A 25,435-nucleotide genomic window follows, 5' to 3' on the forward strand; every position below is an offset into this window, starting at 1 on the left:
GGTAGTGCCCACTTCAAGTTCCATTGCACAAACCTGTTGCATTTGATTTTTATTCTGCAAGGGGTTTTTGCAAGGCCGGAAGGGTGATTTCATCGGAGGGATAAAAGTGTTGCAGAAACGTTCGTTTGTGAGAAGCTTGTTGTGCTGGGGTTTGTTCACGCTGCTGCAAGGACATGGGCAGAAGTGGTAAGCGTGTAGCTTAAGTATTTCATTTATTGCAGATGTAGTAATCTGTAAGCATGACAGCTTCTACCTTTAGTCCACAGCTCGAAGAGCACCAATTGCTGGCAGCCTTTGCTCGCCAACTTGAGCAGGGTGGTGCTGTAGAAATCAACCTTCCTGGACAGCCTGCGCTACCTGCTTCACCCGTATTGGTGGAGTTGCTCAAAGCTAGCCTCAAAGAATTTCAGGAAGGCAATGGGGTCACCCTCCTTACCAGCAAGCGTGAACTGAGTGCTCAGGAAGCGGCGGAGCTGCTAGGGGTCAGTCGGCCTTATCTAATTACCCATCTGCTGGAGACCGGTGTTATCCCTTACCGCAAGGTAGGCACACATAGAAGAATTGCCCTCTCGGATATTCAAGCCTTCCAAGCTGAGCAGGATAGGCAACATGCCCTGCTAGATGACATTGTGGCAGACGAACAAGCAGCTGGGATGTACTGAACTTGCCTCCACGACTTTTTCTAGACGCCAACGTGCTGTACGGCGAGCTTCTGCGAAACCTGCTCCTGCGGCTGGCTGTCCAACGGGTGTGCACTATCTACTGGTCGGCTGAAGTGCAGCAGGAATGGAAACGTCATCTAGTGGATGACGCTGGGTACAGCGAAGCTACGATTACCCGCACACAGGAGCGAATGGAAGCTGCTTTTCCAGCAGCGAATGTCAGTGGCTACGAAGCCCTGTTACCTGACTTGCAGCTCCCTGACCCTGATGACCGCCATGTTTTGGCTGCCGCTATCCGAGCTAGAGCGAACATCCTGGTGACCTTCAATCTCAAGGACTTTCCCAAAGACACTTTGCCACCTGGCCTCGTGGTGCAGCACCCCGATGAGGTACTGAGCCACTTGCTGGAAACGAATGCAGAAGGCTGTCGCATCGCGCTGACCAAGCTGGTGGCGTCACTGAAGAATCCGCCTATGAGCCTTTCGAATGTCGCCTCTGCTCTGGAACGAAATCAGATGCCTGAAAGCGCCAGCAGGCTTCATACACTGTCTATCTAGAGCCGAGACACACCCTGACAGGTGTCAGATATTTCAAAGGGCACTCTAGATGGACAAGAAAACCCCGCTTTTGAGGCGGGGCGGGATCGTCAGGCTGGGGTATAGCTCATAACTTGCACCTTGCATAGCTGAGCGAATAGCCGTGCTGGCGCAGGAAGTCTTGCTCTTTCCGAAGCTGGCCCAGCAGGTGGTTGAGCCTGACTTCGGGGAACAAGGCGTAGAGAGCCAGGCGTGCAGCTTCCTTCAAGGTCAGGGCCTCTGAGCGGTGCAGCGTCGTCAGGGTGAAGGCCAGGAAGACCATCAGAATCCAGCGGTCCAGACCCCTGGCAGTTCGCAGCGCGAACTGCGCCAACCCAAACTGATGCTTCCCTTCTTTGAAAAACGACTCCAGTGCCCAGCGCCGTTTTCCTTCGGCCAGGATGTCATCCCCCTCTAACAGCTCAGACGACACCGCGAAGAATTCACGGTCCCCACGGTCCATCCTCCCCAGAGACAGCGTTTCCAGAGGCCAGTTGGCGAGGTTGACGTACCCCCCATGCGGACAGTCCGCAACCGTCACCCGCCCAGGATGATCCGTGCGTCGGTTGCTCCGCACACCCACCACGAACTCAAAACCCAGGCGCTGCACACCGTCCAGAAAGACAGCGGATTCGAATCCGCTGTCCGCCAGTACGCAGACCTGAAAGCGTTTCCCCACGAAGTCTGGCACCTCTTCCAGCAAGTCGAGGGCCAGCGTGACCGGGGTGCTGGTGTGCTTGCCCTGGTAGATCCGGTAAGAAATGGGGAACTTCAGTTCCCCATACTCGGCGAACAGGACCACCAGATGAATGCCGTGCCTGCCGTTGTAGACGCTGACGTAGGGCAGCTGAATTCCCACCTTTTCCACCGTGGTCAGATCCACGCTGAGCCGCAGACGAGGTCTACGTTTGTGACGAGCTGTATCCAGCAGGATGCGCCACTGGAAGTCCTGCATCTCTTCCCAGCAGCGGTCTGAATCCCAGTCATAGACGTTGAAGAAGCGACTCAGTGCACTGGGACTGACTCCCTCAGCCTGGCTGAAGTTGGTCTTCTGACCTGGACTGTGGAAAAGGTGCAGCGAAGCCTCCAGGCTTCGCCGTTGGTACAGCGTCTCTGGAATATCCAGAACCTGCTGTGCGAAAATACGGACGCGCTCCCCTGAAACCGGTTGATTCACACCTCCAGAATTTCAGCTCTGGGAGCGCTTTTTGTCCGCCTATTCAGGTGCAAGTTCTGAGTTTTATGTTTTTCGCCATGGGGACGAGGTAATTGTTGGCAGGCCAAATCCAGCATGCCGTATACACCCATCGCGCTCCCAATAGCCTCCCAAGTCAATTCCTCGGCTCTCCATTTGTCTGTCGCTGTTTCATTCATAAATGTAGTTTAGTGAATCACTAAACTACGGTCAATACGCTGTTTTTGCTTTGGCTAAGCTGCCGACGTGGACAGCGATGCCCGTATACGGCAAGTGATGCGGGGCACCCTGGTGAGGAAAGGATGGACTCAGCAGCGCCTGGCGGATGAACTGGGTATCGGTAAAAGTGCGGTTAGCCAGTTGCTCAGTGGTGAATACGGAAAGATACCCGAGAGCCTCCTCAAAGCTCTTGATCTGCTTGACCTTGATCTGGTGGCTGTCCCACGTCAACTTCAGCCACGGCGGCAAGACGACAGGACCGGGAAATAGGCAGAAGCTGCAGACGCCTGGAACAGACGGTGGCTCCGCGGTGCCTACAATCAGCCCTGTGAATTTCTCTGCCCTGACGGGGTCCGCGTGCAGCATCTCCTGCAGATACAGGGACGCGGTACCCTCACCGTAGAGGTCGTCTTCCCCATTGGGCCGAAAAGCACCGAAATCTTCCCCTCTATCTCTCCCTTGCCACAAGGAGGTTCATCCATGAACCGCACCCTGCTGCTGACTCTTAGTTGGCCTGCTTCCCTGTGCTCTGGCCGCGAGCCCCAGCGCCTCCATACCGGGACGCACCCCGGCCTCACTTCGTCGACGTGACGATGGGCCGCTGTGAACGCATCTCTGTCAACGGACTGAGTGGCAATCTCGATCAGTTCAACCTCGACTTCATCGCCGACGAAACCTTCGGCTTTCAGGGGGTGGGCACCCTGCTGGTCACCTGCCGGAAGGGAGAACGGGTGCTTGGCGCAGGCTGGCTCGATATCGGTGAGCAGACCCCTGCTGCATTCAGCTTGGGAGAGTATGGCAGCAGGGCCACCTATTCGGCCTCCATTGGAACGCTGCCCACTCCCAGCTACTGACTACCGCTCCCCCGGATACAAGAGGCTTAAGAGAGAAGGCACTGTTTGACGGGGCTTACGTTTTCCTAGTGGCCACGCAGGAATCATAAGTAATCTTTCTTTCTTGAAAGAAAGATTACTGGCCGTGTTTGGTTAGATATTCGTCCAGTGCGTTGTGTACCACATCCTGAATCTTGCCGCCCTGCAGAGCAACGTGAACTTTCAGACGGCGCTGGAGGCTTCTGGGCAATCTGGTGTTGAAGGATTCCAGCGGGTCATTGAGGCTCGCTTCGGTGGATGCACTGACTGACTGAACTTCCGGTTGGCGCAAAGTTGCCGTAAGCTCCTGCTCTTGCGGTACCTGCTGCTCCTTATCCATTCGCTGCTTCATCGCCGCGCCAATGCTGATGCCTTTTTTCGTGCTCACTTCAGCACCTCCTGCAGGGCCTCACGGTACTCGGTCAGGTCCGCAGGCAGCATCCCGAAAGCCCGCTCATACTTCACCAAGTGGGGAATGACTCCGAAGACGGGGAGGTCCTCCTCTTCAAGGGCCAATTGCATTTCCCTGCCGAGGCCACCGCGGGCCTGCGTGAGGAGAATGCCCCACTGACCTTCAAATCCTGAAGCAGCTAGAGCGTCCAGAGTCGGAATCAGGCGGTCGGCTTCCAGGGCATTACATTTGGCTACCACGATGACCCGGCTGGCAACTCTTGCTGCTTCCCCTAGCGCTTTAGGGTCGTTGGGTGGCGTGTCGATGATCACCACCTCATGCTTCATGGCCTTGTCCTGCTTGCCTTCTGGATAGACCTGAAAAGGGAGGTCGCCCGCTGCCCGTGCCCAGGCTCCAGCACTGCCTTCAGGGTCCTTGTCCAAGATGGCGACGTCATGGCCCTGCTGCTTGAAGAGGGCCGCCGTGTAAAGGGAAGTCACAGTTTTCCCGACCCCACCTTTACGGGAAATCACAGAGATGACTTGAGGCATGGCCTCATCTTACAAGAAAGAAAGTAATAAAGAAAGATAGAAAGAAAATACGTTTGTGTCCGAAAAGAACAGCGCCTACACCGGTGAACGCAACTCACAGGTTTGGGTTGGCTATCGGTCTGCCGACCTTGTGTTCCCCCTCTTCCTGCTTACCTGCTTCTTGGCTGACCCTGCCTGACACCTCAGTAGCTATGCGACAAAGTCATAACATCCGTTTCGTTCGTTTCGTTCAGACGAGGTATACTGGGATCATGTCTGCCCCTTTCCTGCCAACGCCAGCGGATACTCGCGCCGCTCAGCAGCAACTGACCAGGCTGGTTGCTGGACAGGATGAGCTGTCGCCTGGTTTGGCCGAGTTGATGACCCAGATGCTTTCTCAGCTTGCCGCAGGGAAGGCAGTCCAGGTCACCACCGTCGACACTGAAATCGGAACCGGGCAGGCTGCCGATCTCCTGGGAGTGAGTCGACCTTACCTGGTCAAGCAATTGGAGGCAGGAGCCTTGCCCTACCGCAAGGTGGGTCCACGCCGCCGCATGAAGCTAGAAGATGTCATGGGCTATAAGGCAAAACTGGACCAGCAGCGCCGCAAGGCGCTTCAAAGCTTGGCGGATGATTTGCAGGAGATGGGCCTAGATTGATAGGATCAGTCAGCCTGCTGGATGCCAATGTTCTCTATCCGTCGCTGATCCGCAACCTGCTGATGCACTGTGCCACCAGCGACCTGATAGCGGCTCGCTGGACCAATACTATCCATGAAGAGTGGATCCGGAATCTACTGACTGATCGCCCTGACCTTTCCCTGGAGCGATTACAGAGAACCCGTCAGTTCATGGAAAAGGCAGTGCCAGATGCTGAGGTCACTGGTTACGAACCGCTGGTGACCACACTAGGTTTGCCTGACCCTGATGATGCCCATGTGCTGGCTGCTGCGATCAAAGCAGAGGCGGAATTCCTGGTGACTTTCAATCTCAGGGATTTCCCCAGAGAACTGCTGGCCCCACATGGGGTGGAAGCTCTTACGCCGGATGACCTGATGTGCCGTCTCTATCAGGCAAAGCCAGAGGCTACATTGGAAGTCCTAGAGGAGCTTCGTCGGAGCCTCCACAACCCGCCTTACACTCGCCCGGATTTCTACCGGCGCTTGGGTACTGTGGGTCTGGTGCAGTTCGCTGCTTTACTCACCTCGGAGCCAACCGGCTAGGCTCTGCTCCTAACCTTTGGGAATTGCACCATCGTCACTGTTCCTTCTAAAGGAAGCTGACGAGCAGAGAGGGAGCACGGTCTGTCTAGTTTGAGAGCCCTCAAAGGGTAGTAGGAGACTGAAAGAAAGAAATAAAGAAATCTTTCTAGATCCGAAGATGTTGTCTGAGACTTCTGTTTTCAGTCTCTTCCTTGGGAAACTTACTCCGCCGTGCCTTCTCCTGACGCTCCTGGGGCAAGCGCTCTGCACGTAGCTCAACCACTAGAGTCGACGAATCTAGACCGGGGGTAAACGGCGACCTGAGCGCACGCTTCCGCCATTTGTGAACGATCCCGGTGACGGCAGGCTGCTCCTAGTCTGCCAGGGGCTGTGTTCATTGAGTGATGTCCTTACTCTGAAGTCGTGCTGACTTTATCGTCACGCCCTCATCCTAGAGGCGAGCCAGATCAGCTTCCGCTCAGGCAGCGCCTATCCGCTAACCTGAAGCGGTGCCAGAGTTTTCTTTTACAGGCCTGGGTGGAACCGATGAGGTGGGAGCCAGCTCCTACCTCTACCGCTTCAGCGAAGGGCGACTGCTGATCGATGCTGGCCTGCGCCCCGGGCAGATGGGGGAGGCGGCCCTCCCCCGCCTGGACCTGCTCACAGAGAGTCCCCCCGCTGCCATCATCCTGACCCATGCCCACCTCGACCATGTGGCGGCCCTGCCGGTCGTCATCCGGCGCTTTCCGAAACTCAAGATCTACTGCACACCGGCTACCGCCAAGCTGGCCAGCCTCACCCTGATGGACACCCTCAAAGTGACCGAGTCGCAGGGGCAGCCCCTCTTTGGCCTGCGCGACCTCCAGCGCACCCTGAAAGCTATCCAGCCCTTGCCGTACTTCCAGCGGGTGAATGACCACGGCTTCGCTTTCACTTTCTTCCCTAGCGGCCACCTGCTAGGGGCCGCGAGCGTGCTGCTGGAGTCCAGCGCTGGAACCGTCTTTCACACCGGAGATGTGAGCAATGTGGCCACTCCAGTGGTAGATGCTGCTTGGATGCCGGAAGCGGTGACCCCAGTGGATGCCGTTGTCAGCGAAGCCACCTACGGGGATACCCTGCTCCCTTCCCGGAAAGAACAGGTCCGGACCTTTGTCGAGGCAATAGGGGAAACGCTCAGAGGCGGGGGCAAGGTTCTGATTCCTTCCTTCGCCCTAGGCCGCGCTCAGGAGATCAACCAAATCCTGCAGACTGCGATGGCCGGGGGTCTGTTGCCTACCGCTCCCATTCATCTGGACGGGCTGACGCGGGGGGTCACCGAGGCCTACGAGGAGATGCTGCCCCTGCTGCCCGAAGCCCTGCAGAACCGCGCCAGGGTCTCGAAGCTCTCCCCCTTTTTCGCGGGGACCGTGCAGACCGTCAAGGACAATAAAGAGCGTGAGCGCGTCCTGAACAGCGACAGGCCGGCTGTGGTCATCGCCTCCAGCGGGATGCTGCACGCCGGGGTCAGTCCCCTTTATGCCCGTGCCTGGTTACCGGACCCGACCAATGCCCTGTTCGTGGTGGGTTATCAGGATGCCGAGTCTCCTGGTCGCCGCCTGCTGGAGTTACAGCAAGGCGGGGAGGTGATGTTGCCGGACCCGCAGGGCGAGGGCTTCTCCCCAGTGACGGCCTATAGCCGGGTCGAACGTTTCTACCTGTCCGCACATGCGGATAGAGGAGGGCTGCTGGGCCTAATCAACCGCTACGACCCTGGCCGGGTGCTGCTGACTCACGGGGAGGCAGCTCCCCGGCACAGCCTGAAAAGCTTTCTGGACACCAAGCGTGATGTGGGGCTGCCGTCCGCAGGGGAGGAGGTGCCGCTCAAGGACACGGGCCGCAGGCGTGGGGCTTTTTTCAAGGTGTCGGAGAAGAAGCTGGCCGCGACCAAAGAGCGGCACCGCCGGATGGAAGTCCAGCTGGACTACGACCCCGAGCATCACGTCCTGGTGGTAAACCTGCCGCAGGAGCTGGAAGGTGACCTATTCAGCTCCGGGAACTACACCCTGGAAGTGGTGCGCGGCAAGCTGACCCGGGTGAAGCTCACCGAGCGCGAGGGGACGGGCCATTTAGGCGGACCCACGGAAGTGGCAGAGGAGGGGTCCCCATGACTCCTGTGCCGGCTTCGGGCTTTCTGCCCAGGCAGGGAATCAAAGGTGGCGAACCCCACCGGGCTGACGTGATCCTGGTCGGGTGGCCACAGGAGACTGCCTACGGGTCCTATCAGGTTGCAGGTCATCAGGTGCGCTGCTATGGGGAGATTGAAGGGCAGCGGGTCAGACTCGTTACCTGGCCCCGGACAGACGCAGAGGGCACTGTGAAGCTGCCATTGCCTCTGGGAGCCATTCGCTCTCCCAAGGACGGTGAGCCTAATGGGGCCACCTTCTGGGTCGTGGGGCGACTGATGCGGGTAGACCCTGTGACCCAGCTGCTGACGGTCCGAATTTATCCGGGCCGGGCGAAGATTCCGCCGTTCAACATCCGTATCAAAACCACGCCCAGAATCCTGCAGACCGTTGACCCGTCGTGGACGGCGGTGGATGTCCGGGGTGGCCTGATCGGTGACCATCTGGTGGCCGACCAGATTCGCCCCGTCTATGCCCCGCTGTCTCCGAAGCAGACTAAAGGGCTGGCCGAAGAACGCACAAAATCCAGAAAGCAGGTGGCTCGTCAGCGTAGACGTGAAGCGCGCCTGGCCCATGAGCTTGACCAAACCACGCTCAAAGAGTTCTACCTGAGCCTCCTGGCTGCAGAGGCAGAACGCATAGCTTCTGAACACCACAATGATCAAAGAGAGGAGGCTGACTCCGTGAAGGTTCAGCAGATCAAGGAAAGGAGGAGGGTGCCTGCCAAGAAAGAACGTCCTGAACGGCGAAATGATGCCTGAACAAGGTAAAGTTCTGACAGTGCACCCAAACCCCAAGTACCCTAGGAATTGGGACGTAGCACCGATGCACCCAAACCCCAAGTACTCTAGGAATCGGGACGTAGCACCGATGCACCCAAACCCCAGGTATGATGTTGAGTTAAGGAGAACAGCTGACCAAGAATTTCTGAACCGTCAAAAATGAAAGCTCCATGGTTGCCGCCACAGAGCTTAATGAACTAGTTGGTTTTATCCAGACACTCAACGCCAAGAGTGACTGGATGTTACCGCAGACCTCCCTTTGTTTCAACAAGCAGAAGTCACTTTCTGCTGTTGTAGCGCCTTGAGAGCGAGACATCTGACAATGAAAACTGAATTTTTGGAGCTTGGTAGTTTCCAGATTGCCCCATCATTTGGAGTCGACAAATGACGGCTGCCTTCGTATATGGAGAGCAGTTCTACAGCGAACTCAACACCATGCCAGGCCACTTGGAGGCTGATCTTCCCCCATCCATTGGCGATGTGCGGCGCAGAAATGAAGAAGCCCGTCGTCAACAACTGGCCGAGCAGCGCCGCCTGCTGGAAGCGGGGGCAACAGCTGAAGAGATTGCTGCCGCAGGTCACGCCAGCCCTGCCAAAGCCGAGAAGTCGCAGTCCAAAGCCCAAATTCGCAAAGCTGCCTTAAAAGAGCTGGGCCTATACCGCAAGTCGGTCAAAGAGCGCCCTGTAGCGATTGGCTATACCCCGACGCGCACCTTTAAACCAGTGAAGTTTCCGTATCAGGAAGGTCAGAAGCTTGGCCAGTTGGTGCGAAGCGTGAGTGACAAGTGGCGCAGAACGCTGACCAGCATCAGCAGCGCCAGTGTGGCGGGGAAAAAGCGGCTGGGCAGTCAGGGCCGCAACCTGATGACCGTTATTGAGGCTCTGCGGAAGCACTGCTGGTTACAGGCTGATAAGGAAAGCCGTCCCGTGGAAGTGCGGGAGCAGGTCTTTATCCAGGTAGACGGCGAGCGGTACAGCTTCGCAGAGGAAGAGTGTGGAATGTCGGCCAGTACCTTCCACCGTGCTTTACAGCACCCCCTGGCCCATCTCTTCCTTCGCACCCAGAAGGTGCAGGTGGTAGACGAGGAGAGCGGTAAGGCGCAACGTAATGTGGGCCTTATTGTCAGCGTGGCACTGTATGAGCCAGAGTTGCCTGCTGACCTAGAAGAGGCGTGTCAGGAGGGCAAGGTAGATGAGGGTGGAGTTTTTATCGTCCAGGACTTTAACTGTCAACTTGAGCCTTGTAAAGATAGCCCCTTAAATTCAATAAACAAAGCGACCTGTGGAAAACCTGAGGGGCAAGCTTTGGAAGGGCTATCTGCCGCGTTAGCGGCCCCAGGAGGCTGGAGTGATACACAGAGAGTCAGAAGATGGCTCAATGCTGCTAGCTTGGCTTCTAAGGTAGGGGAGAGCCAATCTGCTCGCACGCTTGATTCATTCGATAGAGAAAGGTTCCGCGGCGCGGCGGCGGCGGCGTGGGAGCACAACACGGTGGAATGGGAAACTGCGTGCCAGTTGGCCATTGAATTTGACCGTGAGGAAGCCCGTGAAGTAGCCGCTATGGGCTACTTCAAAGCCCTGATTCATCTAGGCATGGACACTGTGAGGGAAACGGTGCAGCGGACCCAGCGCTGGATAAACCAGCAGGAGCGAAAGGGCAAAGTCATTGAGACCCCAGGCGGCTTGCTGATGTCCCGCCTCAACAAGAAAGCGCGGGCGGCCACGGGATACAACGTGCGTGACCTGGGGATGGAGGTGGGCAACTTCACCAACTGAAAAATGCACTGACATCTATAAATGGGAAAACCGGATCAATCAAGTGATTGACCCGGCCCGGCGAGTGGGAATGACTCCTACCTGCCTACACTGTGGTTGTAGATGGCGTCCTGGTTGCCAGTGCTATCGCTCACCAGACCGCACAAAAATACCAATGTTTTGTCTTCCTCAGTTGCCTGAGTGCTGTGCCACAGGGTGGCGAGTTCACTCGTATGGAAGCCACGCTTGCTCAGAGCGGGTGCTGCTGTGAATTTTGGTCAGGTCATGCCTGGCCAACCAGTACAGGGGAGGCGGGTGACTGAGCAAGTCCGCCGCACATCGCGCATCCGTAACTGAGCACGGATGAGTACTCCGAATAGAGCCTTACCGAACGGGTAGTCGTGCGGTGGAGTGAACACCGCGGCGGAAGTCTCCAGTCAGAATTTTCTGTGGAGATGTGTGCTTGTTTAACGTCAAGCGGGACGTACAACACTTATGAACGGCGTCACCCGTTCCATGACAAACTCGCGCCAGGGGCCAACCTGATGCTTATTTGTGAACCAGTCATTGCTGACCAAAATCTTCGCAGAAACATATTCACGCAGACAGCCGATTGAGTCGACTCCCCACTCTCGGTGGCCGCTTTCAGCCCGGAATGACCTGCTCCATCCCAGTACGCCGCACTCACAGGTGGTTTCCTGCTCGGACGGTTTTAACTTACTAGCATTTAAGGTCACGGGAGCTACTGCTTGATTCCCCGCTGCCCACCTCTCCCACACCTTACCTGCCAATCGATGATGTCTGCTGATACAGACACGGCAAGGCGCTTCCCAACTTAGTCGGTTCTTCTGCATTTCAGCAGCCCGCTTGGTGTTTCCATGCGCTTCGCTATACAGTCCGGTGCACTGGACGGCACCTTTCCCAGGGCAGATGTTCCATAGCTCCCCGGTACCCTGCTGCATGTACTCCATTGACTCATCTCTGAGCTTCCGCGCTTTTAGGTGCGGCTCCAACCACTGACTTTCTGGCACACCATGTGCCAACACCTCAAACGGTCCATCGTTGTGGACCGCGTTACAGGCTTGAGCTATCCACCGACCCACCCAGCTTGCGCCGAGTGGTGCCACCAATGGTCTCATGCGGGAGTCATCACCTCTCGTCATAATCCACCAGCCATCAACCGTTACCGGCTGAAGTGAGCCTACCTGTGCGGGGGTTTGTCGTGCCGTTGCCAGCACGCCTCCCATATTTCCAAACCGACAGGGCATGCTCAGTTACCTGAGGGCCCGTTTCGTTGTCGCCCAACATCTCAGAAGGGGATTGGGTCAAAGAGGGGAGTCTCACCCCTCCGTGCCCGTTGCAGCCGCGCCAGCTAGGTTTCCCACGCACGCAGCTACGCCGAGTCCGGGCGATGGCTAGTCGCCCAGTGAATTTTCTCTGCGAAGAGGAGTTCACGGGGATATTAGGCCTCAGTGTGAGTGAAGAAGAGGAAGGCGAGGTTACATTTTCTGTCTCGTATAGCAACATCCGTATATTGAATATAGTAAATTGAAAAAACAGAAGTTTTCGCAATCACAACTTTTCGACTATCCTCACTTCATGCCTCAGCTCCCAGCAGTACTGGCACATAGCACTGTGACGCCCGCCCTCCAGCAGATCGCCAGGACGGTGAAAACATCCCCTCTCGCGGCCACAATCGTTTTGCCTAGAGAAACGGCTGAGAAAAGGATCCAAATTCTTCGAGAACGCTATCCAAGCGTAGTGGCTGATCACCTCACCCGAAGCGCCTTACGGAAGGTGGGTCTTCCAGCAGTTACGATGATCATCATGCCCCCGGATAAGGACAGGGTCACTGTCTTTCTATTGAGCAACATAGCTCCCGATGACCGTGAAAACTGGCAGCAGGTGCTGGATGAGTATGAGCCATTAACTTGGCGCAATTATTCTCTGACAACTCAGGCTGTGATGCTTGCAGAAAGCCACAAATATAAGAAGCCGAAAACCATCCCGGTGAAAGCCAGAGAACGCATCACCTGGAGGCTGAGCCGCAACGCCCGTATGACCTACGAGAAGAATGTTAAGCGCCTGATCCATGGTCGTTACCCGCGTCAGAAGACGCCTCAAAATGAGGCCAAACTGCCGGCACCTGGAACGACCCGTTCTCCTACAGGAGTTCGTAAGCAGCTGGAAGGTCTGAGCCAGCACTTGACCCACTATCCTGGGCTGAGTGGAATCAGAACGGATATCTGGCTGCTCTACATGTACGCCGCTAGAATGTGGGAGAAGCAATATCCTAAAGAAGCAGCGTTGGTATGGCCGAAGCCGCCTTACAGCAGATTGTTGCCTGTCAAAATGGCCCCACTCGAAACCTTATGGATAGACCGGAGTACACCGGAAGAGGAGTAGAAAGTATGCCTGAATCCACCTCTAAATTTAGTCTCGACGGCCGTCTAATTTTTGAACTAACTCCACAGGGCAGCAAGTTCCCTCATCAGGTGGAAGCGGCTTCCGAGAAGGAGCTGGTGGTCGCCCTGGCAGAGATTATGAAGCTCCCTCCCAAAACGGCCAAGGCTGTTGCGCATCTTCTCTTCGAAGGAGCGAGTGTGGAGATGCCTGATTGGTCAGCACGTCTGATAGGTCGGCTGACATTCCAGCCAATCACACAGCCGCGTTTGGAAAGGAAAAAACGCACCAAAGGTGTGAAGTCCGGACGACAGGCTGATCAAACCGTCAAGCAGGTGGGCGAAGCAGATCTGACGCCGGTTCAGCTAGCTCCTGAGCCAACCCAAAGCCGAAGCGAGCAAAATAGAGAGTTTGAGAGTGGGGAGGGGGCGGAGCAACCCACCTCGGCCAGCATTCTCCAGGAATAATTCTGGTGTGGATGGCCACCAGACTTGCCATAGGTGATCTGCCCGAAGCGGGCCGCAGGTGCAGTGGCGGCGCTTAAGAGGCTGACGATGGGCGATATGGTGGAACAGGAGTTGCTGAAGTACATCCAGGCCGAAGTAGAGGACTAAGAAGACCTACTCCCTCTCACATTGAATCCGGTTGCATAGTCTGACAATGATTCAGAAGGACGGGCGCGGATGTCTCAAACACATCTTTTTCAGCAGCAGTTCGAAACCTATAGCACAGAGGTCTTCGGTGCATCTCCGCAGGAACTACGCCGTTCCCTCGAGAAGGCCGACAACAAAGCCATTGCAGTGTTGGTGAAGACCAGCACCGCCGATTGGGCCGACCAGTTCTCAGCCCTGACGGGTCTAACGAAGAAAGAGGTCTACCCGATTCTCGGTATCTCACAAGCTACGGTCAGCCGTAGCAGAGGCAGCAACGCTAAGCCCTCTCTTGAATTGGTCGATAGGGCTTTTCAAGGCATTGAACTCTTTGCACGTACGGCTGCACTGCTGGATAGAGAACAAGTTGGTGCCTGGCTGAGCAGTCCCAAACAGCACCTCGACGGCCAAGCTCCCTACCAGCTTCTGCAGACTGCTACTGGCCGCGAACGTCTGAAACGATATCTGGAATCCCTCGAAGCCGTGACCTACGGATGAAAGTCTGGCGATGGGTTTGGAACTGTCCCAACGCTGCTGCTACGTCGATACCCAACCACGGGGAAGGAGCATGTCTGAAAAGCGGGGCGTCCTGTGTGCTGTCAGGCAGAGCCTAATGATTGAACGCAAGTAGCCCCGCCTTAAAATCCGCTCCTGAGGGATTTTTTCTCTATGAGGTCCGCTGAAGATGTTGGGACTGAGGGAGGTCGGATCTCACTCAGTCCCTGATCTGGAATTTTCAGACACACTTTAACTTCTACCGTGAAGGTCAGCAAGGCGTTGCACCCTGGACGAAGACCTGCACCGCTTCGGGATGATGGTCAGAGGCTATAGGCGCAAAATGCGCTACATAGCCTGAAAAGTGGCGCTAGCATAAGTAAATTCCATGCCTTAGCCCACTGCGAGGTGGGCCAAATGTCAGACCCGGTGCAGTCGTCAAGGGGAGAGTATCCGTGAAAGAAGCCGAGCTAGAGCAGTCCTTTATCGACAAGTTGCAGGAGCTGAAGTACGTTTATCGCTCTGATATCCGTAGCCGCGCTGCGCTGGAAGCGAACTTCCGAGAGAAGTTCGAAAAACTCAACAGCGTCAAGCTGACGGACAGCGAGTTCGCGCGGCTGCTGGAGGACATCACCACGTCTGATACCTTTCAGGCGTCCAAAACCCTGCGGGCCAAGCACACCATGCTCCGGGATGACGGTACCCCGCTGGACTACACCCTGATCAACATCAAAGACTGGTGCAAGAACACCTTTGAGGTGGTCAGTCAACTCAAAATGAATACCCACAGCAGCCATCACCGCTACGACGTGGTGCTGCTGATGAACGGCGTACCCGTCGCCCAGGTGGAGTTGAAGAAGAAGGATGTGACCCCACAGGTTGCCATGCGGCAGATCGTGGACTACAAGAACGACCCAGGCAATGGCTACGGAAACTCGCTGATGACGTTCATCCAGCTGTTCGTGGTCAGCAACGGGGGCAGCACCCACTACTTTGCCAACAACCGTCAGGAGCACTTCAGCTTCAATGCGGATGAGCGCTACCTTCCGCTTTACCAATTTGCTGATCAGCAGAACAAGAAGATCACGGATCTGAATAGGTTTGCGGACGCCTTCCTGGCCAAATGCACGTTGGGGGAGATGATTGGACGCTACATGGTGCTGCTCGAAACCGAGAAGCGTCTGATGATGATGCGGCCCTACCAGATTTACGCGGTCAAGGCCATCGTGGGCAGCATCGCCCAGAACACCGGGAACGGGTACATCTGGCACACCACCGGCAGCGGGAAGACGCTGACTTCCTTCAAAGCGTCCACCCTGCTGAAAGACAACGATGCTATCGACAAGTGCATCTTTGTGGTGGACCGCAAGGACCTGGACCGTCAGACCCGTGAAGAGTTCAATCGCTTCCAGGCTGGAAGCGTGGAAGAGAACGCCAACACTGGCAAGCTGGTCAAGCGACTGTTGTCCACCGACCAGGCGGACAAGGTCATTGTGACGACCATCCAGAAGCTGGGACTGGCGCTGAGCGGGGGCAGTAAGGGTGAGTACGCGGGGCAGCTTGAACCGCTAAGGGACAAGCGCATCGTCTTCATCTTCGACGAGTGCCACCGTTCGCAGTTCGGAGAGAACCACAAGGCCATCAAGAACTATTTCCCCAACTCGCAGCTGTTCGGCTTCACTGGCACGCCTATCTTCGACGAGAACGCCCGCTACGTACAGGTAAAGGGCAAAGAAGCGACCTACCAGACCACCGAGGACATCTTTCAGCGCGAGTTGCATGCCTACACCATCAACCACGCCATCGACGACGGCAATGTGCTGAAGTTCCATGTGGACTACTACAAGCCGGAGTCCGTGGAAGGGGTTGCGGCTGCGAGCCGCAACGAACCCCCACCCAAGCGGGCGGTCATCACTGAAATCCTGAAAAAGCACGACGCGGCCACGGCTGGGCGCAAGTTCAATGCGATTCTGGCCACCGCTTCGATTGACGATGCCATCGAGTACTACAACCTGTTCGGGCAGGTGCAGGCCGAACGTCAGGCCGAAGACCCGGCCTTCAAGCCTCTGAACATCGCGGCGGTGTTTTCACCGCCAGCTTACGTCAGCGCCGAATCCAAGCAGATTCAAGAAGACCTGCCGCAGGAGAGCGCTGACAACCAGGAGAACCCCGAAGCCAAGAAACAGGCCCTGGAGCGCATCATCAGCGACTACAACGCGCAGTACGGGACCAACCACAAAATCAGCGAGTTCGATGCCTACTACCAGGATGTCCAGAAGCGCATCAAGGACCAGCAGTGGCCCAACAAGGACTACCCCCACGAGCAGAAGATCGACATCGTCATCGTGGTGGACATGCTGCTGACGGGGTTCGATTCCAAGTACCTCAATACCCTGTACCTGGACAAGAAGCTGCAACATCATGGCCTGATTCAGGCCATGTCCCGGACCAACCGCATCCTGAACGCCACCAAGCCTTATGGGAACATCCTGGACTTCCGGGGCCAGCAGGAAGCGGTGGACAAGGCCATCACCCTGTTTTCCAGTGGTGATGGGGAGAGCAGCCGTGAAATCTGGCTGGTGGAGGAAGCTCCCAAGGTCATCGAAAAGCTGGAAAAAGCAGTGCAGAAGGTGACGACCTTCATGTCGCTCTATGATCTGGAACCTACCGCCGATCAGGTTCATAACCTGCCCGGCGACAGCGCCAAAATCCAGTTCATCAAGCTGTTCAAGGATGTGCAGCGCTATTCGACCCAGCTGGAGCAGTACACCGACCTGACCGAAGAGCAACAGGAAAAAATCACCACCATCCTGCCCCCAGATGAACTGCAGGCGTTCCGAGGCGCTTATCTGGAAACAGCCCAGACCCTGAAGCAGAGCAAGGACAAGCCCAAAGAAGACGAGGAAGAGCTGGAGAACCTTGACTTCGAACTGGTGCTGTTCGCTTCAGCCATCATCGATTACGACTACATCATGACCCTGCTGGCGCAGTCGAGTGCCCAGGAAACCCCTGAGCAGCAGCGCACCACCCGTGAGAAGCTGCTGGCCCTGATCGGGTCCGATGCCAAGTTCATGGATGAGCGCGAAGAATTTGCGGAGTACATCTTGAACCTGCCGACTGGCGTGGCCCTGACTGAAGCCGAGCTGTGGGCGGGCTACGAGCGCTTCAAAGAAGCGCGGAATGCAGAAGAAGTGCAGGGCATTGCCCAGGCCCACGGGATAGACCCGCAGGCCCTGGAGGCTTTCGTGACCACCACCCTGCAGCGCCTGATCTTCGACAGTGAGACCCTGAACGAACTGCTGGCCCCCCTGAACCTGGGCTGGAAGGAACGCAAGCGCAGACGGGAAGAACTGATGGGCGACCTGACCCTGGTGCTGCGCCGCAGAGCTGAAGGTCGGGACATCGCAGGACTGGGAGCCTATGAGTAAGACGGCCTTCAACTCAGCATTCCTGAACAGCCTGGCCCCAACGACTAAACTGGGCGGCATGACCAAGCACGACATCTGGGCTTACAGCGAAGCGCAAAGCCACTGGGAGGAAATTATGCAGCTGGCCGCGAACGGCGAACCGCAGCGCATCAGCCGCCCGGATGGGGTGACATTGGTGATTCAGATGCAGCCGGCCCAGGCAGAGCCCTTCGTTCCTGTGCTAGCGGCGTTTGCGGGCTTGCCCCAGGACGCGGAACTGGTGACCGAACGGCCACAGGATCAGTCAAGGGATATAGAGCTTTGAAGTTCCTGCTGGATACCAATGTCATCAGTGAAATGACCAAGCCGGAACTCAGTCAAGCGGTCACCACTTGGCTGGGACAGACGCCCATCACCGAGGTGGCCCTGAGTGTCATCACGCTGGGGGAAATCCAGCGGGGCATCCTGGCTACGCCCAGCGAAAAGAAACGGGCGGCGCTACAACAGTGGTATGACCAGAGCTTCTTGCTGATGTTCAGTGGGGGCATCCTGAACATCACCCCAGCGGTGGTGGAGGAATGGGCCGAGCGGTATCAGGCGGCCCGCGCACGAGGCAAAACGCCTGCCAGCATGGACTCCCTGATTGCTGCGACGGCTGCCGCGCATGGCCTGACCGTGGTAACACGCAACGAGAGTGACTTTGAGCCACTGGACGTACCCCTCCTGAACATCTGGACCACGGAAGAAGAAAGAGAGTAAGTCAGAGATGACCACTGAGAAGCAAGAGCAGCAACCGCCCGCCAAAACCGTGCCCCCACCCCGGCTGAGGTTCAAGCAGTTTGAAGGGCAGGGGGAGTGGGAGGAGAAGCGGCTGGGAGAGGTTTTTACTTTTTTAGGGAATAATTCACTTTCCAGAGAGCGTCTCAATTACAACTCTGGGGAGGTGAAAAATATTCACTACGGGGATATTCACACCCGCTTTGCCTCTCATCTAGATGTAGCCAAAGAAGAGATTCCTTTTATAACTCAACAAGAGGACGTTGCAAGGATAAAGCCTGGAAACTTTATCCAAATTGGTGATGTGGTAATCGCGGATGCATCAGAAGATATGGCTGATATTGGTAAATCTATAGAAGTGGTTTCTCTAGATGATCAAAAGTTGGTCGCTGGCTTACATACAATTCTGGCACGGCCAAAAACGGATACTTTTACACTTGGCTTTCCTGGGCATCTTTTTAAAAGTGAGAGTGTAAGGCGACAAATTCAGAAAGAGAGCCAGGGGGCGAAAGTCTTAGGTTTATCGGCCAATAGGCTGGCTAGCGTGAGCCTGACCTTTCCCCCCCTCCCCGAGCAAACCCACATCGCCGCCGCCCTCTCGTCCCTAGACGACCTCATCACTGCCCACACCGACAAGCTGGAAGCCCTGCGCCAGCACAAGCGGGGGCTGATGCAAGGGCTGTTTCCTGCTGAGGGCGAGCGTGTGCCTCGGCTGCGGTTTCCTGAGTTTGCGGGGGCTGGGGAGTGGGAGGAGAAGAGATTGGGAGAAGTTACAAGGTTACTTAGTGTACGCAACAAAAAGCAGGAAAAGCTGCCAATCTATTCGATAAGCAATGTGGGCGGATTCGTTCCTCAATCCGAGCAGTTTGAGGGAGTAGACAGTCATGAGCGCGGATATGACACATCGCTATACAAAGTTGTAGAGAAAGAGACTTTCGCTTATAACCCAGCCAGAATAAATGTTGGTTCTATAGGCTATAGCGGTAATTTAGAAAGAGTTATTGTTAGCTCTCTTTACGTCTGCTTTAAAACCACTGAAGAAATAAATGATATTTTCCTATTTACGATTCTGAAGTCGGAAAAGTTCATCAAAATTGTAAATAATGCTTCAGAAGGTGGTATAAGAAGTTACTTTTTTTACGATAAACTTGAATCAGTAAAATTAAGGTTCCCAACTCTCCCCGAACAACAACGCATCGCTGCCACCCTCTCCTCCCTCGACGACCTCATCACCGCTCAGGCTGACAAGATCGCGGCCTTGCAGGAGTTCAAGCGTGGGCTGATGCAGGGGCTGTTTCCTTCTACCACCGCTGCCGCACAGGAGGCTGGCAAATGACTGATGCACAACTGAACCAACTGGGTAAGACGCTCTGGGCGATTGCCAACCAGCTGCGCGGGGCCATGAATGCCGACGACTTCCGCGATTACATGCTGGCGTTCCTGTTCCTGCGGTATCTCTCGGACAATTACGAAGCCCGCGCCAAGCAGGAACTGGGCGAAGACTGGCCCGCAGTAGGGGAGGGCGAAAACGCCCTGCAAGCTTTCTATGACCAGAACCCAGATGACATCGCAGATTTCGAAGACATGATGCGCAAGGAGGTGCATTACGTCATTCAGCCTCAGCACCTCTGGAGCCACATCGCTGAGCTGGCCCGCAAGCAGAGCGAAGACCTGCTGAGCACCCTCCGCGCAGGGTTCAAGTACATCGAAGAGGAATCGTTCGGTGACAACTTTGCGGGCCTGTTCTCGGAAATCAATCTGGACTCCGAGAAGCTGGGCAAGAACCAGACCGAGCGTAACAAGAAGCTGGGCAATATCGTTGGCAAGATTGCCGAAGGCCTCAGCGAGTTCTCCACCGACAGCGACACCTTGGGTGACGCTTACGAGTACCTCATCGGTCAGTTCGCCGCAGGCTCGGGTAAGAAGGCTGGGGAGTTCTACACTCCCCAGCAGGTCTCCAGCGTGCTGTCCGGCATCGTAGCTCTGGACAGCCAGGACCCCTCACTGGGCTATAAGAAGCACCTCGGTAAAGTGCTGGACATGACCAGCGGCTCCGGCTCCCTGCTGCTAAACGTGCGGCGCACGGTAGAAGCCCACGGCGGCGACATCAGCAAGATCTACGGTCAGGAAAAGAACATCACCACCTACAACCTGGCCCGCATGAACATGCTGCTGCACGGGGTCAAGGACACCGAGTTCGACATCTTTCACGGGGATACCCTCAGCAACGACTGGGACATCTTCAAAGAAGAGAATCCCGCCAAGAAGCTGCAGTTCGATGCGGTGGTGGCCAACCCACCCTTTAGTCTCCGTTGGGAACCAGGGGAGGCCACTGCACAGGATGCCCGCTTCAAGAGCTACGGCGTAGCTCCTAAGTCGGCAGCAGACTTCGCCTTCCTGCTGCACGGCTTCCACTACCTGTCTCAGGAAGGCACGATGGCGATTATCCTCCCTCACGGCGTTCTGTTCCGTGGTGGAGCGGAGGAGCGGATTCGCAAGAAGCTGCTGGAAGACAGCAACATCGATACCATCATTGGTTTACCTTCTAACCTGTTCTACTCGACCGGTATCCCGGTAGCGATCCTGGTGCTCAAGAAGTGCAAGAAGTTTGATGACGTTCTCGTCATCAATGCCAGTGAACACTTTGGCAAGAAAAAGCGCCAGAACGAACTGCGTCCCCAGGATATCGAGAAGATTCTGGAGACCTATCAGAACCGTAGTGAAGAAGAACGCTACTCCCGTCGCGTATCGATGGACGAAATCCGCGAGAACGGCTACAACCTGAACATTACCCGCTATGTGAGCACCGACCAGGCCGAGGAACAGATTGACCTGCAGGCGGTGCATGGGAACCTCTCGGAGATTGAGAAGCGTATCCAGGAGGCGACGGAGCGGCACAACGGGTTTTTGCGGGAGTTGGGGCTACCACTGCTTGGTTGAGAGGCTACATGGTGCTTGTCCAGCATGGTGAGCAACCCGAAGACTATTCACTGGGTTGGTTATTTACAGAAACACATAAAGAATTATGCTATAGTCATGTTGCTTGAGCCTCTAAATTCAGGGACTAGCTCAAGATGTTTGCGATTTCTCATGTACTGGGCAGGCGTATCGCCTTTTCAGATGCCCCAGTATTTTGCACCTCATGACACGAAATCCGTTGTAGGAACTGAACGTATTCATCCTGTATTCCCTGGAGGACACCGTTATGGCAAAGATCACTTTTCATCCGATTGGCAATGCTCATAACTTGCACCTTGCATAGCTGAGCGAATAGCCGTGCTGGAGAAGAAATTCTCGTTCTTTTTGGAGCTGACTCAGAAGATGGTTGAGCCTGACTACGGGGAACAGGGTGTAGAGGGCCAGGCGTGCCGCCTCTTTCAGGGTCATGTCCTCAGAGCGGTACAGCATGGTTAGGGTGAAGGCCAGGAAGACCATCAAAATCCAGCGGTCCAGACCCCTGGCAGTTCGCAGCGCGAACTGCGCCAACCCAAACTGATGCTTCCCTTCTTTGAAAAACGACTCCAGTGCCCAGCGCCGTTTTCCTTCAGCAAGGATGTCCTTCCCCTCTAACAGCTCAGACGACACCGCGAAGAATTCGCGGTCCCCACGGTCTATTCTCCCCAGGGTCAGCGTTTCCAGAGGCCAGTTGGCGAGGTTGACATACCCTCCGTGCGGACAATCCGCCACTGTCACCTGTCCAGGATGGTCTGTGCGCCGGTTGCTCCGCACACCCACCACGAACTCGAAACCGAGACGCTGCACACCGTCCAGAAAGACAGCGGATTCGAATCCGCTGTCCGCCAGTACGCAGACCTGAAAGCGTTTCCCCACGAAGTCTGGCACCTCTTCCAGCAAGTCGAGGGCCAGCGTGACCGGGGTGCTGGTGTGCTTGCCCTGGTAGATCCGGTAAGAAATGGGGAACTGAAGTTCCCCATATTCGGCGAACAAGACCACCAGATGGATGCCGTGCCTGCCGTTGTAGACGCTGACGTAGGGCAGCTGAATTCCCACCTTTTCCACCGTGGTCAGATCCACGCTGAGCCGCAGACGAGGTCTACGTTTGTGACGAGCTGTATCCAGCAGGATGCGCCACTGGAAGTCCTGCATCTCTTCCCAGCAGCGGTCTGAATCCCAGTCATAGACGTTGAAGAAGCGACTCAGTGCACTGGGACTGACTCCCTCAGCCTGGCTGAAGTTGGTCTTCTGACCTGGACTGTGGAAAAGGTGCAGCGAAGCCTCCAGGCTTCGCCGTTGGTACAGCGTCTCTGGAATGTCCAGAATCCGATGTGAGAGAATATGGGTGCGCTCCCCTGAAACCTGTTTGTACACACTTCCAGAATTTCAGCTCTGGGAGCGCTTTTTGTCCGCCTATTCAGGTGCAAGTTCTGAGAAGTTGTCACCTACTGAGACTCCGGAGTTACATCTGGGACCACCATCTTAGGAGGGGGATCCGGTAGTGTAAAAACAGGCCGTCTTTTGAACCTCTGCAGAATGTTAAACATGGCTGGAGTGCTCCTTCATAGGTGCAGAGACAGAGGAAGTTTAACAGCATTATGGCAAACCGCGTTGGAGTCAGGTAGAGAAGTGCAGCACTTGATGGGTGAAGTGCTCAGCACCGGATTCAACTCGCAGCCAGAATGCGTGACACCGTCGCCTGACTGACTCCGAAGAGCCTGGCGCAGTCAGCAGCGGTCTTTCTGCCTGACCGAACCGCTTCACGGATTTCTTCTTGCTGAGCTGGAGTCAGCTTGGGTCGGCGGCCCCCCACCCGGCCTGCGGCTTTGGCCTGTTCCAGGCCAGCCCTGGTGCGTTCACGAATCATCGCCCGCTCGAACTCTGCGAAGCTGCCGACCATCTGCATCATCATCCGTCCAGCTGGCGTGGTCGTATCGATGTTCTCGGTCAGGCTGCGGAAGCCTGCTCCCCGTCCTTCGATGTCCTCCAGCAAGGTCAGCAGGTCCTTGAGACTGCGGCTGAGTCGGTCCAGTTTCCAGACCACCAGCACATCTCCTTCGCGGAGATGTTCCAGGGCCTTGTGTAACTCCGGCCTATCCCAGCGGCCACCGCTGGCCTGTTCTTTGAAAATGCGGGTGACTCCGGCGGCTTCCAAGGCCTTGAGCTGGAGTGCGGAGTCCTGGTCACCTTTGGAGACGCGAGCATAGCCGATAAGCATGGGAAAGCCTTGCACAAACGGAGAAGCAAAATCACACGGTGCCTCTTGGTACGAACACCGTTAGAATAGGGTAGGCGAAAGACCCTTTCTCGAATTGGGAACAGCGAGGCCCTGGTCATCACCAAAGACATGAAAGAGCTGACGGGCATCGGCAGCGAAGTGCAGATCGAGATTCAGGGGAATGCCATTATCATCACGCCGGCCCAGGACGCATCGCGTCCTGAGACCCTGGCTCGTCAGCAGCGTTTTGCTCAGGCGCGTGACCAGGTGCTGAGTGAGTACGATGACCTTTTCCGCCAATTGGCCGATGCTTGAAGGCTTAAGTCGGGAAGAAGTGGAGGCGCTGCATGACGCTCAGATCGAGCGCTATGGCGGCTCGCCCGGTTTGCGAGACCCAGGGTTACTGGAAAGTGCACTGGCGCAACCGCTTCAGGAACTGTTTGGGCAACGGCGGTATCGACAGTGCCTGCCCAGGCGGCGGCCTACCTTTATTACCTGTCACGTGCCCACGCCTTCGTCGATGCGAACAAGAGAACTTCACTGAGCTGTGCCCTGGTGTGGCTGGCCCTGCATGACCTTCGGTTGCGCCTGAGTCAACAGGAACTGTTCGACCTGACCCTGGCGGTGGCCCAGGGACAGCTCTCACTGGAAGAGGCGATCGAACGCTTTGAGCGTGCAGTCTGGTAGTGCCCACTTCAAGTTCCATTGCACAAACCTGTTGCATTTGATTTTTATTCTGCAAGGGGTTTTTGCAAGGCCGGAAGGGTGATTTCATCGGAGGGATAAAAGTGTTGCAGAAACGTTCGTTTGTGAGAAGCTTGTTGTGCTGGGGTTTGTTCACGCTGCTGCAAGGACATGGGCAGAAGTGGTAAGCGTGTAGCTTAAGTATTTCATTTATTGCAGATGTAGTAATCTGTAAGCATGACAGCTTCTACCTTTAGTCCACAGCTCGAAGAGCACCAATTGCTGGCAGCCTTTGCTCGCCAACTTGAGCAGGGTGGTGCTGTAGAAATCAACCTTCCTGGACAGCCTGCGCTACCTGCTTCACCCGTATTGGTGGAGTTGCTCAAAGCTAGCCTCAAAGAATTTCAGGAAGGCAATGGGGTCACCCTCCTTACCAGCAAGCGTGAACTGAGTGCTCAGGAAGCGGCGGAGCTGCTAGGGGTCAGTCGGCCTTATCTAATTACCCATCTGCTGGAGACCGGTGTTATCCCTTACCGCAAGGTAGGCACACATAGAAGAATTGCCCTCTCGGATATTCAAGCCTTCCAAGCTGAGCAGGATAGGCAACATGCCCTGCTAGATGACATTGTGGCAGACGAACAAGCAGCTGGGATGTACTGAACTTGCCTCCACGACTTTTTCTAGACGCCAACGTGCTGTACGGCGAGCTTCTGCGAAACCTGCTCCTGCGGCTGGCTGTCCAACGGGTGTGCACTATCTACTGGTCGGCTGAAGTGCAGCAGGAATGGAAACGTCATCTAGTGGATGACGCTGGGTACAGCGAAGCTACGATTACCCGCACACAGGAGCGAATGGAAGCTGCTTTTCCAGCAGCGAATGTCAGTGGCTACGAAGCCCTGTTACCTGACTTGCAGCTCCCTGACCCTGATGACCGCCATGTTTTGGCTGCCGCTATCCGAGCTAGAGCGAACATCCTGGTGACCTTCAATCTCAAGGACTTTCCCAAAGACACTTTGCCACCTGGCCTCGTGGTGCAGCACCCCGATGAGGTACTGAGCCACTTGCTGGAAACGAATGCAGAAGGCTGTCGCATCGCGCTGACCAAGCTGGTGGCGTCACTGAAGAATCCGCCTATGAGCCTTTCGAATGTCGCCTCTGCTCTGGAACGAAATCAGATGCCTGAAAGCGCCAGCAGGCTTCATACACTGTCTATCTAGAGCCGAGACACACCCTGACAGGTGTCAGATATTTCAAAGGGCACTCTAGATGGACAAGAAAACCCCGCTTTTGAGGCGGGGCGGGATCGTCAGGCTGGGGTATAGCTCATAACTTGCACCTTGCATAGCTGAGCGAATAGCCGTGCTGGCGCAGGAAGTCTTGCTCTTTCCGAAGCTGGCCCAGCAGGTGGTTGAGCCTGACTTCGGGGAACAAGGCGTAGAGAGCCAGGCGTGCAGCTTCCTTCAAGGTCAGGGCCTCTGAGCGGTGCAGCGTCGTCAGGGTGA

The 25,435-nt window shown here is 55.9% G+C and carries 27 protein-coding genes; 21 read left to right on the forward strand and 6 right to left on the reverse strand.

From position 1 onward, the window contains the following. The first annotated feature begins 239 nt into the window (after window positions 1–239). Both OCI36_RS12940 and OCI36_RS12945 read left to right on the forward strand, forming a co-directional pair. On the forward strand, window positions 240–662 hold the full coding sequence (locus OCI36_RS12940; protein ID WP_261665501.1) for a helix-turn-helix domain-containing protein: 423 nt from the start codon (window positions 240–242) through the stop codon (window positions 660–662). Window positions 663–664: 2 nt separating this feature from the next. Beyond that, window positions 665–1,219, forward strand: a complete 555-nt coding sequence (locus OCI36_RS12945) for a PIN domain-containing protein (RefSeq protein ID WP_261665502.1) — start codon at window positions 665–667, stop codon at window positions 1,217–1,219. Window positions 1,220–1,325: 106 nt separating this feature from the next. Here OCI36_RS12945 and OCI36_RS12950 read toward each other — a convergent pair whose 3' ends face one another. Further along, window positions 1,326–2,414: a transposase gene (locus OCI36_RS12950; protein ID WP_261665503.1), complete on the reverse strand. Its 1,089-nt coding sequence runs from the start codon at window positions 2,412–2,414 to the stop codon at window positions 1,326–1,328. After that, on the reverse strand, window positions 2,411–2,611 hold the full coding sequence (locus tag OCI36_RS12955) for a hypothetical protein (RefSeq protein WP_261665504.1): 201 nt from the start codon (window positions 2,609–2,611) through the stop codon (window positions 2,411–2,413). Before OCI36_RS12955 ends, OCI36_RS12950 begins: the two co-directional genes overlap by 4 nt. Window positions 2,612–2,708: 97 nt before the next feature. Between OCI36_RS12955 and OCI36_RS12960 the strand changes: the two genes are divergently transcribed. Continuing rightward, a complete protein-coding gene (locus OCI36_RS12960) occupies window positions 2,709–2,921 on the forward strand; it encodes a helix-turn-helix domain-containing protein (RefSeq protein WP_229839095.1) in 213 nt (70 codons plus the stop codon). A gap of 317 nt (window positions 2,922–3,238) precedes the next feature. Further along, window positions 3,239–3,505: a hypothetical protein gene (locus OCI36_RS12965; RefSeq protein WP_261665505.1), complete on the forward strand. Its 267-nt coding sequence runs from the start codon at window positions 3,239–3,241 to the stop codon at window positions 3,503–3,505. A 115-nt stretch (window positions 3,506–3,620) separates the two neighbouring features. On the opposite strand, the gene OCI36_RS12970 is transcribed toward OCI36_RS12965, so the two are convergent. Together OCI36_RS12970 and OCI36_RS12975 are read right to left on the reverse strand one after the other, a co-directional pair. Beyond that, a complete protein-coding gene (locus tag OCI36_RS12970; protein ID WP_261665506.1) occupies window positions 3,621–3,911 on the reverse strand; it encodes a hypothetical protein in 291 nt (96 codons plus the stop codon). After that, window positions 3,908–4,465 carry a ParA family protein gene (locus OCI36_RS12975; protein WP_189643842.1) on the reverse strand — a complete coding sequence of 186 codons (558 nt, stop codon included), beginning with the start codon at window positions 4,463–4,465 and terminating at the stop codon, window positions 3,908–3,910. The genes OCI36_RS12970 and OCI36_RS12975 overlap by 4 nt, the downstream gene beginning before the upstream one ends. A gap of 251 nt (window positions 4,466–4,716) precedes the next feature. Here OCI36_RS12975 and OCI36_RS12980 point away from each other — a divergent pair, with 251 nt between their 5' ends. From OCI36_RS12980 to OCI36_RS13040, 13 genes are all read left to right on the forward strand, one after another. After that, on the forward strand, window positions 4,717–5,103 hold the full coding sequence (locus tag OCI36_RS12980; protein ID WP_261665507.1) for an excisionase family DNA-binding protein: 387 nt from the start codon (window positions 4,717–4,719) through the stop codon (window positions 5,101–5,103). Further along, window positions 5,100–5,666: a PIN domain-containing protein gene (locus OCI36_RS12985; protein WP_261665508.1), complete on the forward strand. Its 567-nt coding sequence runs from the start codon at window positions 5,100–5,102 to the stop codon at window positions 5,664–5,666. Before OCI36_RS12980 ends, OCI36_RS12985 begins: the two co-directional genes overlap by 4 nt. Before the next feature lie 488 nt (window positions 5,667–6,154). Continuing rightward, window positions 6,155–7,792, forward strand: coding sequence for an MBL fold metallo-hydrolase (locus OCI36_RS12990; protein WP_261665509.1), 1,638 nt, complete (start codon window positions 6,155–6,157; stop codon window positions 7,790–7,792). Window positions 7,793–8,100: 308 nt separating this feature from the next. Continuing rightward, window positions 8,101–8,568: a hypothetical protein gene (locus tag OCI36_RS12995; protein ID WP_261665510.1), complete on the forward strand. Its 468-nt coding sequence runs from the start codon at window positions 8,101–8,103 to the stop codon at window positions 8,566–8,568. Window positions 8,569–8,973: 405 nt separating this feature from the next. Beyond that, a complete protein-coding gene (locus OCI36_RS13000; RefSeq protein ID WP_261665511.1) occupies window positions 8,974–10,365 on the forward strand; it encodes a hypothetical protein in 1,392 nt (463 codons plus the stop codon). A gap of 1,527 nt (window positions 10,366–11,892) precedes the next feature. Further along, a complete protein-coding gene (locus OCI36_RS13005) occupies window positions 11,893–12,750 on the forward strand; it encodes a hypothetical protein (protein ID WP_261665512.1) in 858 nt (285 codons plus the stop codon). A 5-nt stretch (window positions 12,751–12,755) separates the two neighbouring features. Further along, on the forward strand, window positions 12,756–13,214 hold the full coding sequence (locus tag OCI36_RS13010; RefSeq protein ID WP_261665513.1) for a hypothetical protein: 459 nt from the start codon (window positions 12,756–12,758) through the stop codon (window positions 13,212–13,214). Window positions 13,215–13,430: 216 nt separating this feature from the next. Beyond that, on the forward strand, window positions 13,431–13,895 hold the full coding sequence (locus OCI36_RS13015) for an MbcA/ParS/Xre antitoxin family protein (RefSeq protein ID WP_261665514.1): 465 nt from the start codon (window positions 13,431–13,433) through the stop codon (window positions 13,893–13,895). 452 nt (window positions 13,896–14,347) lie between these two features. Beyond that, window positions 14,348–17,320, forward strand: a complete 2,973-nt coding sequence (locus OCI36_RS13020) for a type I restriction endonuclease subunit R (RefSeq protein WP_261665515.1) — start codon at window positions 14,348–14,350, stop codon at window positions 17,318–17,320. A gap of 58 nt (window positions 17,321–17,378) precedes the next feature. Then, complete coding sequence (locus tag OCI36_RS13025) at window positions 17,379–17,624, forward strand: hypothetical protein (RefSeq protein WP_261665516.1); 246 nt, start codon at window positions 17,379–17,381, stop codon at window positions 17,622–17,624. After that, window positions 17,621–18,058, forward strand: coding sequence for a type II toxin-antitoxin system VapC family toxin (locus tag OCI36_RS13030; RefSeq protein WP_261665517.1), 438 nt, complete (start codon window positions 17,621–17,623; stop codon window positions 18,056–18,058). The genes OCI36_RS13025 and OCI36_RS13030 overlap by 4 nt, the downstream gene beginning before the upstream one ends. Window positions 18,059–18,065: 7 nt before the next feature. Then, window positions 18,066–19,412: a restriction endonuclease subunit S gene (locus tag OCI36_RS13035; RefSeq protein WP_261665518.1), complete on the forward strand. Its 1,347-nt coding sequence runs from the start codon at window positions 18,066–18,068 to the stop codon at window positions 19,410–19,412. After that, a complete protein-coding gene (locus OCI36_RS13040) occupies window positions 19,409–21,016 on the forward strand; it encodes a type I restriction-modification system subunit M (protein ID WP_261665519.1) in 1,608 nt (535 codons plus the stop codon). The genes OCI36_RS13035 and OCI36_RS13040 overlap by 4 nt, the downstream gene beginning before the upstream one ends. 300 nt (window positions 21,017–21,316) lie before the next feature. On the opposite strand, the gene OCI36_RS13045 is transcribed toward OCI36_RS13040, so the two are convergent. Together OCI36_RS13045 and OCI36_RS13050 are read right to left on the reverse strand one after the other, a co-directional pair. Then, window positions 21,317–22,405 (reverse strand): transposase, encoded by a 1,089-nt coding sequence (locus OCI36_RS13045; RefSeq protein ID WP_261665520.1) that lies wholly within the window; start codon window positions 22,403–22,405, stop codon window positions 21,317–21,319. Window positions 22,406–22,697: 292 nt separating this feature from the next. Continuing rightward, window positions 22,698–23,249 carry a recombinase family protein gene (locus OCI36_RS13050; RefSeq protein ID WP_261665521.1) on the reverse strand — a complete coding sequence of 184 codons (552 nt, stop codon included), beginning with the start codon at window positions 23,247–23,249 and terminating at the stop codon, window positions 22,698–22,700. A 129-nt stretch (window positions 23,250–23,378) separates the two neighbouring features. On the opposite strand from OCI36_RS13050, the gene OCI36_RS13055 reads away from it, so the two are divergent. The 4 genes from OCI36_RS13055 to OCI36_RS13070 all read left to right on the forward strand — a co-directional run bounded on the left by OCI36_RS13055 (window position 23,379) and on the right by OCI36_RS13070 (window position 25,150). Next, complete coding sequence (locus tag OCI36_RS13055) at window positions 23,379–23,564, forward strand: MazF family transcriptional regulator (protein WP_261665522.1); 186 nt, start codon at window positions 23,379–23,381, stop codon at window positions 23,562–23,564. 147 nt (window positions 23,565–23,711) lie between these two features. Further along, window positions 23,712–23,936, forward strand: a complete 225-nt coding sequence (locus OCI36_RS13060) for a type II toxin-antitoxin system death-on-curing family toxin (RefSeq protein WP_261665523.1) — start codon at window positions 23,712–23,714, stop codon at window positions 23,934–23,936. Between the two features lie 234 nt (window positions 23,937–24,170). Continuing rightward, entirely contained in the window at window positions 24,171–24,593 is a 423-nt protein-coding gene (locus tag OCI36_RS13065; protein ID WP_261665501.1) for a helix-turn-helix domain-containing protein, read from the forward strand. Between the two features lie 2 nt (window positions 24,594–24,595). Beyond that, window positions 24,596–25,150, forward strand: coding sequence for a PIN domain-containing protein (locus OCI36_RS13070; RefSeq protein ID WP_261665502.1), 555 nt, complete (start codon window positions 24,596–24,598; stop codon window positions 25,148–25,150). Window positions 25,151–25,435: the final 285 nt, after the last annotated feature.

Origin of the sequence: Deinococcus sp. Marseille-Q6407, assembly GCF_946848805.1 — a bacterium.
GTDB lineage: Bacteria > Deinococcota > Deinococci > Deinococcales > Deinococcaceae > Deinococcus.